Annotated in this window: 16 protein-coding genes; 2 read left to right on the forward strand and 14 right to left on the reverse strand. The window is 68.3% G+C overall.

Annotation, left to right across the window (positions count from 1 at the left end):
* Window positions 1-161 precede the first annotated feature (161 nt).
* Window positions 162-410 (forward strand): hypothetical protein, encoded by a 249-nt coding sequence (locus HNQ73_RS16145; RefSeq protein WP_183336290.1) that lies wholly within the window; start codon window positions 162-164, stop codon window positions 408-410.
* A gap of 12 nt (window positions 411-422) precedes the next feature.
* Here the strand turns inward: HNQ73_RS16145 and HNQ73_RS16150 are convergent, their stop codons facing one another.
* The 6 genes from HNQ73_RS16150 to HNQ73_RS16175 all read right to left on the reverse strand — a co-directional run bounded on the left by HNQ73_RS16150 (window position 423) and on the right by HNQ73_RS16175 (window position 4,808).
* Window positions 423-1,028 (reverse strand): MerR family transcriptional regulator, encoded by a 606-nt coding sequence (locus HNQ73_RS16150; protein WP_183336155.1) that lies wholly within the window; start codon window positions 1,026-1,028, stop codon window positions 423-425.
* A gap of 95 nt (window positions 1,029-1,123) precedes the next feature.
* Window positions 1,124-1,435, reverse strand: coding sequence for an integration host factor subunit alpha (locus HNQ73_RS16155; RefSeq protein ID WP_183336157.1), 312 nt, complete (start codon window positions 1,433-1,435; stop codon window positions 1,124-1,126).
* 156 nt (window positions 1,436-1,591) lie between these two features.
* Entirely contained in the window at window positions 1,592-2,569 is a 978-nt protein-coding gene (locus HNQ73_RS16160) for a beta-ketoacyl-ACP synthase III (protein WP_276513687.1), read from the reverse strand.
* 14 nt (window positions 2,570-2,583) lie between these two features.
* A complete protein-coding gene (gene plsX / locus HNQ73_RS16165) occupies window positions 2,584-3,624 on the reverse strand; it encodes a phosphate acyltransferase PlsX (protein ID WP_183336159.1) in 1,041 nt (346 codons plus the stop codon).
* A 99-nt stretch (window positions 3,625-3,723) separates the two neighbouring features.
* Window positions 3,724-4,266, reverse strand: a complete 543-nt coding sequence (locus HNQ73_RS16170; RefSeq protein WP_183336161.1) for a YceD family protein — start codon at window positions 4,264-4,266, stop codon at window positions 3,724-3,726.
* Window positions 4,263-4,808: a ubiquinol-cytochrome C chaperone family protein gene (locus HNQ73_RS16175; protein ID WP_183336163.1), complete on the reverse strand. Its 546-nt coding sequence runs from the start codon at window positions 4,806-4,808 to the stop codon at window positions 4,263-4,265. The genes HNQ73_RS16170 and HNQ73_RS16175 overlap by 4 nt, the downstream gene beginning before the upstream one ends.
* A gap of 188 nt (window positions 4,809-4,996) precedes the next feature.
* Between HNQ73_RS16175 and HNQ73_RS16180 the strand changes: the two genes are divergently transcribed.
* On the forward strand, window positions 4,997-5,419 hold the full coding sequence (locus HNQ73_RS16180; protein WP_183336165.1) for an outer membrane protein assembly factor BamE: 423 nt from the start codon (window positions 4,997-4,999) through the stop codon (window positions 5,417-5,419).
* Window positions 5,420-5,501: 82 nt separating this feature from the next.
* Here HNQ73_RS16180 and HNQ73_RS16185 read toward each other — a convergent pair whose 3' ends face one another.
* The 8 genes from HNQ73_RS16185 to nrdR all read right to left on the reverse strand — a co-directional run bounded on the left by HNQ73_RS16185 (window position 5,502) and on the right by nrdR (window position 13,425).
* Window positions 5,502-7,625 carry a sodium-translocating pyrophosphatase gene (locus HNQ73_RS16185; protein WP_183336167.1) on the reverse strand — a complete coding sequence of 708 codons (2,124 nt, stop codon included), beginning with the start codon at window positions 7,623-7,625 and terminating at the stop codon, window positions 5,502-5,504.
* 204 nt (window positions 7,626-7,829) lie between these two features.
* A complete protein-coding gene (locus HNQ73_RS16190; RefSeq protein ID WP_183336169.1) occupies window positions 7,830-9,032 on the reverse strand; it encodes an MFS transporter in 1,203 nt (400 codons plus the stop codon).
* Between the two features lie 20 nt (window positions 9,033-9,052).
* Window positions 9,053-10,048 (reverse strand): thiamine-phosphate kinase, encoded by a 996-nt coding sequence (gene thiL, locus HNQ73_RS16195; RefSeq protein WP_183336171.1) that lies wholly within the window; start codon window positions 10,046-10,048, stop codon window positions 9,053-9,055.
* A 7-nt stretch (window positions 10,049-10,055) separates the two neighbouring features.
* Window positions 10,056-10,520, reverse strand: a complete 465-nt coding sequence (nusB, locus tag HNQ73_RS16200; protein ID WP_183336173.1) for a transcription antitermination factor NusB — start codon at window positions 10,518-10,520, stop codon at window positions 10,056-10,058.
* Window positions 10,517-11,011, reverse strand: coding sequence for a 6,7-dimethyl-8-ribityllumazine synthase (gene ribH, locus HNQ73_RS16205; RefSeq protein WP_183336175.1), 495 nt, complete (start codon window positions 11,009-11,011; stop codon window positions 10,517-10,519). The genes nusB and ribH overlap by 4 nt, the downstream gene beginning before the upstream one ends.
* A gap of 100 nt (window positions 11,012-11,111) precedes the next feature.
* A complete protein-coding gene (locus HNQ73_RS16210) occupies window positions 11,112-11,759 on the reverse strand; it encodes a riboflavin synthase (protein WP_183336177.1) in 648 nt (215 codons plus the stop codon).
* Entirely contained in the window at window positions 11,759-12,853 is a 1,095-nt protein-coding gene (gene ribD / locus HNQ73_RS16215) for a bifunctional diaminohydroxyphosphoribosylaminopyrimidine deaminase/5-amino-6-(5-phosphoribosylamino)uracil reductase RibD (RefSeq protein WP_183336286.1), read from the reverse strand. Before ribD ends, HNQ73_RS16210 begins: the two co-directional genes overlap by 1 nt.
* Window positions 12,854-12,936: 83 nt before the next feature.
* Window positions 12,937-13,425, reverse strand: coding sequence for a transcriptional regulator NrdR (gene nrdR, locus HNQ73_RS16220; RefSeq protein WP_183336179.1), 489 nt, complete (start codon window positions 13,423-13,425; stop codon window positions 12,937-12,939).
* Window positions 13,426-13,437 lie beyond the last annotated feature (12 nt).

The raw sequence follows: 13,437 nt of genomic DNA on the forward strand, positions 1-13,437 counted from the left end.
GACTTTCCATCAGGTTGAGCTTGAACAACCCGACCCTACCGGAAAAACACTGGTGACCGCCGCTATCCTGCTACACCACGCCCCGGGACATCATCCGTTTGAATACCGGGCGACGGGCGTGACGAGCTAGCCGCGGATGGAGACGCTCCTGAGAGAACAGGGTGCGTAGCCCCGGCCAGCATCCCGACAAGGCAACGCGGCAGACGCAAACAGCTTCTGTCTCGCTTGCCCTTGCTTCGTCGGAAACGACGACCCAAGCCCCTCAGGAACAAATCCCGCGCGCGCCGGCTTTCCTCTCGGACCAGACAACGAGATGGAGAATCCCCATGATGCGCGGTGCACTGCTCTGGATCATCGGCATCCCGCTGCCGATCATCATCGTCCTGTGGCTGCTCGGCTACCTGAGCTGACGGGCCAAGGTCTCAGTCGTCGCTCTCGGGCCCCTTGCGGGCGGCATCGAGCAGGCGCCGACATTCCGCCAGTTCCGCCAGCACGGCCTGCAGGGCGCGCACCTGCGCTGCCGTCAGTCCGGAAGGCCCGGCAGGCTCCGGGGTGGCTGAGGCAGACTCTGCGTCCGGGCCGCACGAGACGGCTGCGGGCGCCTTCGCCTGTTGCAGCGCGCCTTCATCGAAGAGGAAGGGATTGTCCTCCGGCGGAGTGTGGACGTCGCGCACATTGAAATGGCGTTTCTCGTCGAAGTCGCGCGGTGCCTCTTCCTGCCTCTCGCTCCGTTCCGAGCGCGCAGGCGCCGGAGCGTTCTGGCGCCAGACGTTCTCCACGTAGCGCACCCCCTCCTCCTTCAGGATGCGCTGGACGCCCTTGATGGTATATCCCTCGCCGTAGAGGAGATGGCGGATGCCGCGCAGGAGGTCGACATCGTCCGGCCGGTAGTAGCGCCGGCCGCCGCCGCGCTTCAGCGGCTTGATCTGCGGAAAGCGCGTTTCCCAGAAACGCAGCACATGCTGTGGCAGCTCGAGGTCTTCCGCCACCTCGCTGATCGTCCGGAATGCGTCCGGCCCCTTGTCCACAACAGGCCCCTACTCACTTGCGGCACCACCTGCCCGTCTGGGCCGGCGACGCCTGCCGCACGCAAAGCCACTCGCTCCCGGCGCGGTGGCTTCGATTACTCCTCGCCCTCGCTGCGCTGGCCGTTGATGCGCGCACGCAACACGTTCGAGGGCTTGAACACCATGACCCGGCGCGGCTCGATCGGCACCTCGACACCCGTCTTCGGGTTGCGGCCGATGCGCTGCCCCTTGTCGCGCACCACGAAGGAGCCGAACGAGGACAGCTTCACGGTCTCGCCGTTCGCCAGGCAGTTACAGATTTCTGAGAGCACCATCTCGACGAGAGATGCTGATTCCGTGCGGGATAGTCCCACCTTCTGATAGACCGCCTCGCAGAGATCTGCGCGCGTTACCGTGCGACCGGCCATGACCACCTTCCCGCCCCGATTCAGAAAACAGGATTATCTATATGAATTTGCAAGGTATTGGCAGCAGGAGGCGCGGTCAATGGTGCATTCGCCCATTCGTTTGCCGAAGGACGTGCACGGAAACGCATTTCCCGATCTGCCAGTCGGCGCCCGCCGCTACCAGCGAACGAGCACGCTGCCCCAGGTGAAACCGCCGCCCATGGCCTCGAGCATGACGAGGTCGCCCTCCTTGATGCGCCCGTCCGCCTTGGCCTCGGCGAGCGCCAGCGGGATCGACGCGGCGGAGGTGTTGCCGTGCCGATCCACCGTCACAACCACCTTCTCGGGTGCGATGCCGAGCTTGTGAGCGCTGGCGTCGATGATGCGCCGGTTGGCCTGGTGGGGCACGAACCAGTCGAGATCCTCGGCGGTCGTGCCCGTCGCCGCGAAGGCGTCCGAGATCACGTCCGTGATCATGCCCACGGCATGGCGGAAGACCTCACGCCCCTCCATGCGCAGGTGGCCGACCTTGCGGTTGGTGCCGGGCCCGCCGTCCACATAGAGCTTCTCGCGGTGGCGGCCGTCGGAGCGCAGGTGCGAGGTGAGCACGCCGCGGTCGGCGATCGTCCCCGTGCCTTCCATGGCCTCGAGAACGACGGCGCCGGCGCCGTCGCCGAAGAGCACGCAGGTGGTGCGATCCTGCCAGTCGATGATGTGCGAGAAGGTCTCGGCGCCGATGACGAGAGCGCGCCGGTGCGAGCCCGATGTCAGGAACTTGTCGGCCGTGGCGAGGCCGAAGATAAAGCCCGAGCAGACCGCCTGCAGGTCGAAGGCGGCGCCATGGGTCATGCCGAGCGCCGACTGGATCTGTGTGGCCGTCGCCGGGAAGGTATAGTCCGGCGTCGATGTGGCACAGACGATTAGATCGATGTCGGCGGGCGTGAGGCCGGCATCCTCGAGCGCGGCCTTCGCTGCGGCGAGGCCGAGCGAGGATGTCGTCTCGCCCTCCGCGGCGATGCGCCGCTCGCGGATGCCCGTGCGCTGCACGATCCACTCGTCCGAGGTATCGACCATCCCGGCGAGTTCGGCATTGGTCAGAACGCGTTCGGGAAGATAGGAGCCGCAACCGCGGACGACCGACCGGATTCGGGACACTTTGTGAGAACTCCTCAAGCCTCGGCCACCGCCGAGGGATGCACCTGCGCAATCGTCTCGCGGATGGTGTCGGCGAGCGAATGGCGCGCCATGTCGTAAGCGAGTTCGACGGCACTTGCAAAGCCGAGGGCATCGGTGCCGCCATGGCTCTTGATGACGACGCCATCGAGTCCCAGGAAAACCCCGCCGTTGGAGCGGCGCGGATCCATCTTTTCCTTCAGCGCGTCGAAGGCCCCCTTGGCGAATAGATAGCCGATGCGCGCCATCAGCGTGCGGCCCATGGCGGCGCGCAGGTAGTGGGCGATCTGCTTGGCCGTGCCTTCCGCCGTCTTGAGGGCTATGTTGCCGGAGAACCCCTCCGTCACCACCACGTCGACGGTCCCCTTGCCGAGGTCGTCGCCCTCGACGAAGCCACGGTAGTCGACGAACGGGATGTCGGCCTCGCGCAGGCGCTTGCCCGCCTCCTTCACCGCCTCGTTGCCCTTGATCTCCTCGACGCCGACGTTGAGGAGGCCGACCGTCGGTCGCTCGATGTCGAACACGATGCGCGCGAGGGCCGCACCCATGACGGCGAGATCGACAAGATGCTGCGCATCGGCGCCGATGGTGGCGCCCACGTCGAGCACCACGCTCTCCCCGCGCAGCGTCGGCCACAGGGCCGCGATGGCGGGCCGGTCCACATTGGCCATGCGCTTGAGGCAGAAGGTCGCCATGGCCATCAGCGCGCCGGTGTTGCCCGCCGAAACGGCGACCTCGGCGCGCTTTTCCTTCACCGCCTCTATGGCGCGCCACATGGACGACTTGTAGCGCCCGGCCCTCAGCGCCTGGCTGGGCTTGTCGTCCATGCGCACCGCAACGTCGGTGTGGTGCAGCTCGGAAACAGCCTTGAGCGTGGGGTGGGCTTCGAGCAGCGGCTGAACCACCGTCTCGTTGCCGTAGATGACAAAGCGCAGGTCCGGCCGACGCTCGAGGGCGATGGCCGCACCCGGAATCACAACAGCGGCACCCTGGTCTCCACCCATGGCGTCGAGTGCGATGGTGACCGGTCGCGACATAGGTTCAGTCCGAACTCCCGAAATGCTCCCTTAAGTGCAAGGGACGGCGGACAATAGCGAAGCGCACGTCACCCGCAACTCGAAAATGCCCGTCGCAGCTCATTGATCCTCGCGCTTGGACAGATTCTTCAGCACCGCGAAGGGCGAGACTTTCTCCTCGTCGCTATTCTCGTAGCGGAACTGTGCACCAGGCTTACGCGGATAGGGATCGAGCCCGAGCGCGAAGAACTCGGCGGTGACGATGCCGAGGTCAATGGTGCCGCCGACGATCTCGTCGGGCTCGTCCTCGGCGGAGGGCTCGCCCTCCTCCGGCACCTCGTGGGCGGCCCGCCACTGCTCGAGCGCCGCCGGAGACATGAAGGTGACCTCCACCGCCTCGCGCAGCGTGTTGGGGAAAGGCTCGAGCGTTACGACGCAGGTCTGCGTCAGACCGGCCTCGACAGTCCCCGTCACGAGGATGCGATCGCTCGTGCCCTTCAGGCTAAACGAGCCGACGAGCCGGTCTATGGGGCCGGTGCCGAAGCGTCGGGCAATCTCGGCCCGCTCGGCCTCGGTCGCCTCGACCGTGACCTCGAGGCCGGAGGCCGGAATGTCGGCGACGGCAACGGGACGGGAGATGAGCGCATCGGGCGCGGCGGTCATTTTGATGTCCTTTCGACGAATCGTGCGGCAGGCGGGAACGGCGCCGACTGCTGCAGCAGGGAGTCGAAATTGAGGCTGTCGAGATGGTGAGCGCTCGCCCGCACGTAGGCGGCCAGGGCGGCATGGCGCTCGGCGGGCTCTCCCAGGCGCAGCGCGAGCAGGCGACGCAGCTCCGGCTCGTCGTCGGCTTCGAGGGCGGCCGCGTAGCGCCGCATGCGGTCGTTGAAGACGCCTGCGAGCGCCTTCATGCGCTTGGGCACGGCAAGGTCGCTGGTGCCCAGCTCGCGCAGCGCGCGGTCGAGCTCGCGGAACATGACGTCCACGAGATCCTGCGCGGCGTCGGACGCCGGATCCGGCAGCGCCTTGAGCCGCCGCACGATGAGGGCGACGTGCAGCGCCAGCGCCTCGAAGCGGCCCTCCGCCGTGTCGGGAAAGCCGAGCTCCAGATAAAGCGCAGGCTGCCGCGCCGCCCCGGCGACCCGCTGGTAGAGGTCCTCGATGACGTCGCTCGGACGCCGGCGACGCAGAAATGACAAGATCATGCCGACCTTCTTAACCTTCTCACCACGCCTTGCAAAAGGCCCTCGTGCGCGCTACGGCATCGGCGGGGCCCATCGCAAGTCCGGGGCGGAGCCCCGGTCCCATAACACAGGTGGACGGTATGGCATTGCGAAAGTCTCATTCTTTCCAACGCATCGCGGCGCGGTGTCTCGTCGGCGCGACCTTGGCGATGGGGCTCGCAGCCTGCAGCAGCACCACCGAGACGCTGACCAAGGGCTACGTCATCGACGAGCGCGTCGTGGCGGAGATCAAGCCAGGCATGAGCGTGGAAAAGGTGCTGGAGCGCATGGGCACGCCGTCCACCGTGTCCACCGTCGGCAACAAGACCTTCTACTACATCAGCCAGACGTTCGAGCGTCCGGTGCAGTTCATGCGCCCGCGGCTCGTCGACCAGCGCGTTCTGGCCATCTATTTCGACAAGAACTTCAAGGTCGAGCGGCTCGCCAACTACGGCCTGAAGGACGGCGTCGTCTTCGACTTCATCACCCGCACGACGCCCACGAGCGGCTCCGAGCTGTCGCTCATCGGCCAGCTCCTGCGCGCGACCGGCAGCGGCGGCGGCGGACCGTCGTTCAACCCCTTCGGCGCCTGACGGCGCACCGGGAAACGAGAACCCCGCGACCTTCCGGCCGCGGGGTTTTTCGTGCCGGGCTCCAGGCCCCGTCCTGGCGGGCCTAGCTGTGGGCGAGGATCGCCAGCAGCAACAGCGCCACGATGTTGGTGATCTTGATCATCGGGTTCACGGCGGGGCCGGCAGTGTCCTTGTAGGGATCGCCGACCGTATCGCCCGTCACGGCCGCTTTGTGCGCATCCGAGCCCTTGCCGCCGTGGTGCCCTTCCTCGATGTACTTCTTGGCGTTGTCCCAGGCGCCGCCGCCCGAGGTCATCGAGACGGCGACGAAGAGGCCGGTGAGGATGACGCCGAGCAGCATTGCGCCGACGGCTGCGAAGGCGTTGTTCTTGCCGGCAATGACGAGAACGACGAGATAGGCGACGATCGGAGACAGCACCGGCAGGAGCGAGGGCACGATCATCTCGCGGATGGCCGCCTTGGTCAGCATGTCAACGGCCCGGCCGTAGTCCGGCCTGTCCTTGCCCTCCATGATGCCCGGCTTCTCGCGGAACTGCCGCCGCACCTCCTCCACCACGGCGCCGCCGGCCCGGCCCACCGCCGTCATGCCCATGCCGCCGAAGAGGAAGGGCAGCAGGCCGCCGAAGAGCAGGCCCACGACGACATAGGGGTTGGACAGCGAGAAATCGACCGAGACGCCCGCGAAGTAGGGGAAACGGTCGGCATTGGCGATGAAGAAGTCGAGGTCCGAGGTGTAGGCCGCGAACAGCACCAGGGCGCCAAGGCCGGCAGAGCCGATGGCGTAGCCCTTGGTGACGGCCTTCGTCGTGTTGCCGACGGCATCGAGCGCGTCGGTCGACTTGCGCACCTCTGCCGGCAGGCCGGCCATCTCGGCGATGCCGCCGGCGTTGTCCGTCACCGGGCCGAAGGCATCGAGCGCGACGACAACGCCCGCGAGCGCCAGCATGGCCGTGACGGCGACAGCGATGCCGAAGAGCCCGGCGAGGGAATAGGTCGTCATGATGCCGGCGACGATGACGAGCGCCGGCAGCGCCGTTGATTCCAGCGATACAGCGAGCCCCTGGATGACATTGGTGCCGTGGCCGGTGACCGAGGCCGCGGCGATGGACTTCACGGGCCGGTAGTCGGTGCCTGTGTAGTACTCGGTTATGATGACGATGAGGGCCGTGACAACGAGGCCGACCGTCCCGCACCAGAAGAGGTCCCCGGACGTGAAGGCGGTGCCGCCCCCGGTCGTCAGCGCCGTGCCGAAACCGCCGAAGACGAGCCAGGTGACGGCGGCAAGGGCGACGAGCGACAGCACGCCCGTGGCGATGAAGCCCTTGTAGAGGGCGCCCATGATCGACTGGTTGGCGCCGAGCTTGACGAAGAAGGTGCCGATGATGGACGTGACGATGCACACGCCGCCGATGGCGAGCGGATAGATCAGCACGGAATCGAGCACCGGCTGGCCGGCGAAGAAGATCGCGCCGAGCACCATGGTGGCGACGATGGTGACGGCATAGGTCTCGAAGAGGTCCGCCGCCATGCCGGCGCAGTCGCCGACATTGTCGCCCACGTTGTCCGCGATGGTGGCCGGATTGCGCGGGTCATCCTCCGGGATACCCGCCTCCACCTTGCCGACGAGATCGCCGCCGACGTCCGCCCCCTTGGTGAAAATGCCGCCGCCGAGGCGCGCGAAGATCGAGATGAGCGAGGCGCCGAAGCCCAGGGCAACGAGGGCATCGACCACCGTGCGGTCGGCCACGGTGAGGCCCATCATCTGGGTCAGCACCGTGTAGTAGCCGGCGACGCCGAGCAGCGCCAGACCGGCGACGAGCAGGCCAGTGACAGCGCCCGCCTTGAAGGCGAGGTCGAGGCCGGCCGCGAGCGAGCGGGAGGCCGCCTGCGCGGTGCGCACGTTGGCGCGTACCGAGACGTTCATGCCAATGAAGCCGGCCGCGGCCGAAAGAACCGCACCGATCGCGAAACCGATGGCCACCGTGAGCCCGAGATACCAGGCGAGCGCCACGAAAAGCACGATGCCGACGACGCCGATCGTCGAATACTGGCGCCGCAGATACGCCTGTGCGCCCTCCCGGATGGCGCTCGCTATTTCCTGCATGCGTTGGCTGCCTGCGTCGGCCGCCATGACAGACTGAATGGTATAGACGCCGTAGACGATAGAAAGCGCGCCAGCGGCTATGATCAAAAGCAGTGCGGTCATTTTTCCGTCCCTAGTGAGCGGGAGGGATTGCACGCACAGGTTCCGGCCGTTCGGCCGGATGGCCGACGTCTCACCCCCCGAGCCTTCGTCGTTTTTTGGGGCTCATATTGAGGTGAACAAAAAAACCGGGCCAAAGCAAACGCCTTTTACGTGGCGCGGCCCGGCATTTTGCTGTCCGAGGACGTTTTCGACCGTTCGATGCTTTCAGGCGGAGGCCTGGCGATCACGCAGACGGGTCGCCATTTCCTGCGCGCCGATCATCAGGAGAACGAGCGCGACAAGCGGAAAGACGATCCAGTTCACCGTTTCCCAGCCTCCGATGTCGAGCAGCTTGCCGGATGAGAAGGACGCGATGGCGACCGTGCCGAACATCAGGAAGTCGTTCGCGGCCTGCACCTTGGCCCGCTCCTCGGGCCGGTAGCACTCGGTCACCATGGCCGTGGCGCCGATGAAGCCGAAGTTCCAGCCAACGCCGAGCAGGACGAGCGCCAGCCAGAAGTTCGCTACCGCGAGCCCGGACAGGGCGACGGCTGCGGCTGACGCGATGAGGACGAGGCCGAGCGCGGTGGTGGCGCTGCGGCCGATGCGGTTGATGAGCCGGCCCGTGAAGAAGCTCGGCCCGAACATGGCCAGCACGTGCCACTGGATGCCCAGCGTCGCCTCCCCCACCGTGTGGCCGCAGCCGACCATGGCAACGGGCGCGGCGGTCATCACGAAGCTCATCAGGGCATATGTGACGGTCCCGACGCTGACGGCCACAATGAAGCGCGGTGCCCGCACGATCTGCCACAGCGGACGGCCGCCCTCCTGGGCGGCGGTCGGCATCGGCACCGGTCGCAGCAGGGAAAGGATGGGCAGGGCAATGAGCGCGAGTGCCGCCTGGCCGAGGAAGCTGCCGACGAACGGCGCCTGCGGGAAGAGATCGCGCGTGTGGATGGCCACCTGCGGCCCGATGACCGCCGCCAGCAGGCCACCGACCATGACGAAGGAGATGGCCCGCGGGCGGAAGGCGAAGCTCGCCCCGTCCGCTGCGGCGAAGCGGTAACTCTGCACGAACGACGAGTGGTTGCCCGCGAGGAACGTGCCGAGGCAGAAGACCAGGAAGGCGCCGACATAGATGCCGGCGGCGGCGACGAGCCCGGCGAGCGCACCGAGGACTGCGCCCACGACATAGCCCGAGCGCCGGCCGAGATGGCGCATCAGCATGGCGGCAGGGATCGTCCCGGCGGCGACGCCCAGGTTGAACAGGCTCACCGGCAGGGTCGCGAGCGCCTTGTCCGGTGCCAGCCATACGCCGACGATGCCGCCGAGCGAGACGACGATAGGCGGGCTTGCGGCACCGAACGCTTGGGCACCCGCAAGAACGAGCGCATTGCGCCGGGCCAGCCTGTCATCGATCTCAACCACGTTACGCCCCCGCTACTGCCTCAGAAGTGTCCGTAAGAGCCCCGCGTGAACCGCCGCTCGCCCGCCTTGTCACGCAGGACGAGCCGGCCGCCGGGCGCCCCTACCGTGCCGATGCGGGTCACCGGCGTACCGGCGTGGCGGGCGGCCTCCGTGAAAGCGGCAACTCCGCTCTCGGGAACAGTGCAGAGGATTTCATAGTCGTCGCCCCCCGTCGCGATGGTTTCGAGGAGGGTCTCGTCTGCACCCAGCGCAGAGCGCGCCGCGGCAGAAAGGGGCAGGAGCGACAGGTCGATCTCCCCGCCGAGCCCGGCCGTGCGCAACATCTTGGCGCAATCGCCTGCAAGGCCGTCGGACACGTCCATCGCCGCGCGTGCGCTCGCCCGGAGGGCGGCGGTAAGGTTCGTCCGCGGCCGGGGGTGGAGATAGCGGTCAACGAGGTAGGCGCGCTCCTCCTGCGTCAGGGCATCGGCCCAGGCGCCCGCCTTGCCGGTGTGGAGCGCAAGGCCGAGCGCCGCATCGCCGATGGTGCCGCTGACGAGCACGGCATCCCCCTGGCGCGCCCCGGTGCGGGGCACCATGGTGCCCTGCGGCACGGTGCCGAAGGCGGTGATCGAGAGCGTCAGCGGCCCCGGCGTGCGCACGGTATCGCCGCCGAGCAGCGGGCAGGCATAGGCTGCCGCATCCTCGCCGAGGGCAGCCGCGAAATCGGCCATCCAGCCCTCCGTCCAGCCGGAAGGCAGGGCAAGGACCAGCAGGAAGCCGCGGGGCACGGCACCCTTGGCGGCGAGATCCGAGAGGTTCACCCGCAGCGCCTTGCGGGCGATCGACGCCGGCGGATCGTCGGGCAGGAAATGGACGCCGGCCACGACGGCATCAACCGTCAGGACGAGTTCCTCGCCGTCCGGCACGGCCAATAGCGCCGTGTCGTCTTTGAGGCCGAAGCCCCCCTCTCCCGCCAGCGGCGCCAGGAAGCGCGCAATCAGCTCGTCTTCGCCGAGGGAGGAGGAGCCCGTCATGGCTGCCTCAGGGGCGCGCCGTCAGCTCGTCCGCCCGCACGCTGCGCGCCAGCGTGTCGAGCACGGCGTTGACGAGGCCTGGCTCGTCCTCGTCATAGAAGGCGCGGGCGACGTCAACGTATTCCGAGATCGTGACGCGCACCGGGATGTCCTTGCGAAAGAAGAGCTCGTAGGCGCCCGCGCGCAGAACCGCACGCAACACCGCCTCGACGCGCTTCAGCGGCCATCCCTTGGCGAGCGCCTCGTTGAGGCGGCGGTCGACGAGCTTCTGCTCGCGCACCACGCCGGCGATGATGTCGCGGAACAGATCAACGTCCGGCGCGCGGAAGGTCATGCCCTCGATCTCACGGCCGATCCAGTAGTTCTCGAACTCGGCGACGGCTTCCATGACGCCGGTGCCGGCGATGTCCATCTCGTAGAGTGCCTGCACGGCGGCGAGCCGGGCGGCACTGCGCTTCTCGCTGCGGCTCATCGAAACGCCTCCGCCAGTGCCCGCTTGTGGCGCAGCACGGCGAGCGCCGCCTCGGCCGCGCCGCCGCCCTTGTTCATCTCGGAGACACGGGCACGGGCCAGCGCCTGCGCCTCGTTCTCGACCGTCAGGATGCCGTTGCCGAGCGGGATGCGACGCGCAACCGCCAGGTCCATCAGCGCCCGGGCGCTCTCGCCGGCCACGATGTCGTAATGGCCGGTTTCGCCGCGGATCACGCAGCCCAGCACGACGACCGCGTCGAAGGGCCGACCGGCAGCCTCGGCAGCATCGAGCGCGATGGCGACCATGGCCGGGGCTTCGAGCGCGCCGGGCACGGTGATGACATGGCTCTCGGCGCCCGCCGCCGCGATGGCGGCCTGCGCTCCCGCTAGCAGCTCGTCGGCGATCTCATCATAGAAGCGCGCCTCGACGACGAGGACGCGTGCACCCGGCAGGGGCGTGGCATCGAGTTGGGCTTGGCGTGGACCGGCCATGATGTTCTTTTCGTCTTGTGCAGCGGGGCGAAGCCTGCCCCGGCGATGGATATCGCGGCCGTCTGGCCGCAGGTTCTGCGAAGCAGGAATCTCGCCCGCGTCAGTAGCCCGCTGCTCGCGCCTCCGCAAGGCGGGCGGCGTAGCGCGCCATCAGATCGACCTCGAGGTTGAGCGCGTCGCCCACCTTGCGGTCACCCCAGGTGGTGACCGCGATGGTATGCGGTATGAGTAGCACGGAGAAGGTGTCGTCCGTGACGCTGTTGACGGTGAGCGACGTGCCGTCGAGTGTCACCGAGCCCTTCTCCGCGATGAAGGGGGCAAGGGCCCGCGGCGCGCGCACCGTCACCCGGGCGCTCGGCCCCCAGGGGTCGCCCTCCGCGCCACTCGCGGTGATGTCGTCCCAGCCGATGATCTCGCCGATGCCGTCGACGTGGCCCGTGACGATATGGCCGCCAAGCTCGTCGCCGATCTTCAGCGCCCGCTCGAGGTTGATGCGGGTGCCCACCTGCCAGCGCGGCACGGTGGTGCGCGCCAACGTCTCGGCGGCGCAGTCCACCTCGAACCAGCAGCCCCCCTCGCGCGGGCCCACGGCTACGACGGTGAGGCACGGTCCGCTGCAGGCGATTGAGGCGCCGAGGGCGATGCCGGCCGGATCGTAGGAGGAATGGATGCGCAGGCGCCTCAGGGTGCCCTGGAAATCCTCAACGGCGACCACCTCGCCCACATCCGTCACGATGCCGGTGAACATCAACCCACCCTTTCCCAAAAGGCCAGATGGTCCTCGCCCGCCACGGCCTCGCCGAAGCGCACGAGCGAGCCCTCGCCGGCGAGGGCGGCGGCGAGCGCAGGGCCCAGCGCGGCGATGCCGGGCTCGTGGCCGTCGTAGGCGTGGCTGGCCGTGATCAGCGTCACTTCGTCCACCAGATCGGCCTTCGCCAGCTCTTCCGCAAGGGCTGGCCCGCCTTCGCACAACAGGCGCGTGAGGCCGAGACTGCCGAAGAGCTGCAGCATGGCGGCGAGATTCACCCGCCCCTCAGATCCGGCGGCGACGCGCATGACTTCGACGCCGGCGGCGCGCAGCGCCCGCTCCGCCTCCACGGGCGCCTTCTCCGTGGCGACGATCCAGGTCGGCCTGTCGCGCGCCGTCTGCACGAGCCCCGCCGTAACCGGCGTGCGCAGGGCGCTGTCGACAACGATGCGCAGGGGCGAGCGCTCCTCCATGCCCGGCAGCCGCACCGTGAGCTGCGGATCGTCCGCGAGCACGGTGCCGACGCCGACCATGATGGCGTCGGCATGGGAGCGCATCAGGTGCACCCGGTTGTTTGCCGCGCGGCCGGTGATCATGAGGCGCGTGCCCGGCCGGGCGGCGATGCCGTCCCTCGTCTGCGCCAGCTTGACGTGAACGGCCGGCCGGCCGGCGGTGACGCGCAGGAAGTGGCCGCGATGCTGGCGGAACGCCTCCTGCGCGCCGAGCCCGACCTCGACGGCGATGCCGGCGGCGCGCAGCCTGGCGTGGCCCCGGCCGCGCACGCGCGGATCGGCATCCTCGATGGCCGAGACGACGCGGGCGATGCCCGCCTCGATGATGGCGTCGGAACAGGGCGAGGTGCGGCCGTGATGGGAGCACGGCTCCAGCGTGACATACATGGTGGCGCCACGCGCCGCCTCCCCTGCCCGGTCGAGCGCAATGCGCTCGGCATGGGGGCGCCCGCCGGGATGCGTCACCCCGCGCCCGACGACGAGCGGCCCCGCGGGCGTCTCCGCCACGATCACCGCGCCGACGGAGGGGTTGGGCGCGGCATGGCCGAGATTGCGCGCGCCGAGCGCGAGCGCCGTCGCCATGAAGCGTGCATCGAGCGTCTCTCGGGAACGCGCAGACGGCGCGGCCGAGACAGCTTCCGGCGCGGCCGCAGGTTCGGGCACGGTCAACTTTCCTCGTGCTCCCGGCGCAGGGGAACGATCTCTCCTCCGGCCAGCTCGCCGATGATCTCCTCGAAGTCCTTGGCCTCTCGGAAATTGCGATAGACCGAGGCGAAGCGGACGTAGGCCACGCTGTCGAGGTTGCGCAGCCCCTCCATGACCAGCTCGCCGATCTTCTGGCTGGGGATCTCGGTCTCGCCGGAGCTTTCAAGCTGGCGCACGATGCCGTTGATCATGCGCTCCACCCGCTCCTCGTCCACCGAGCGCTTGCGCAGCGCGATGGAGACGGACTGCATCAGCTTGTCCCGATCGAAGGGAACGCGCCGGCCCGAGCGCTTCACCACCGTGAGCTCGCGCAGCTGGACGCGCTCGAAGGTGGTGAAACGTCCGCCGCAGTCGGGACAGATGCGCCGGCGCCGGATGACCGAATGGTCGTCCGTCGGCCGCGAGTCCTTCACTTGCGTGTCGAGGTTACCGCAATAGGGGCAGCGCATGGCGCGTCTCCG

This window comes from Chelatococcus composti (genome assembly GCF_014201415.1).
In the GTDB taxonomy this organism is placed as follows: Bacteria; Pseudomonadota; Alphaproteobacteria; order Rhizobiales; family Beijerinckiaceae; genus Chelatococcus_A; species Chelatococcus_A composti.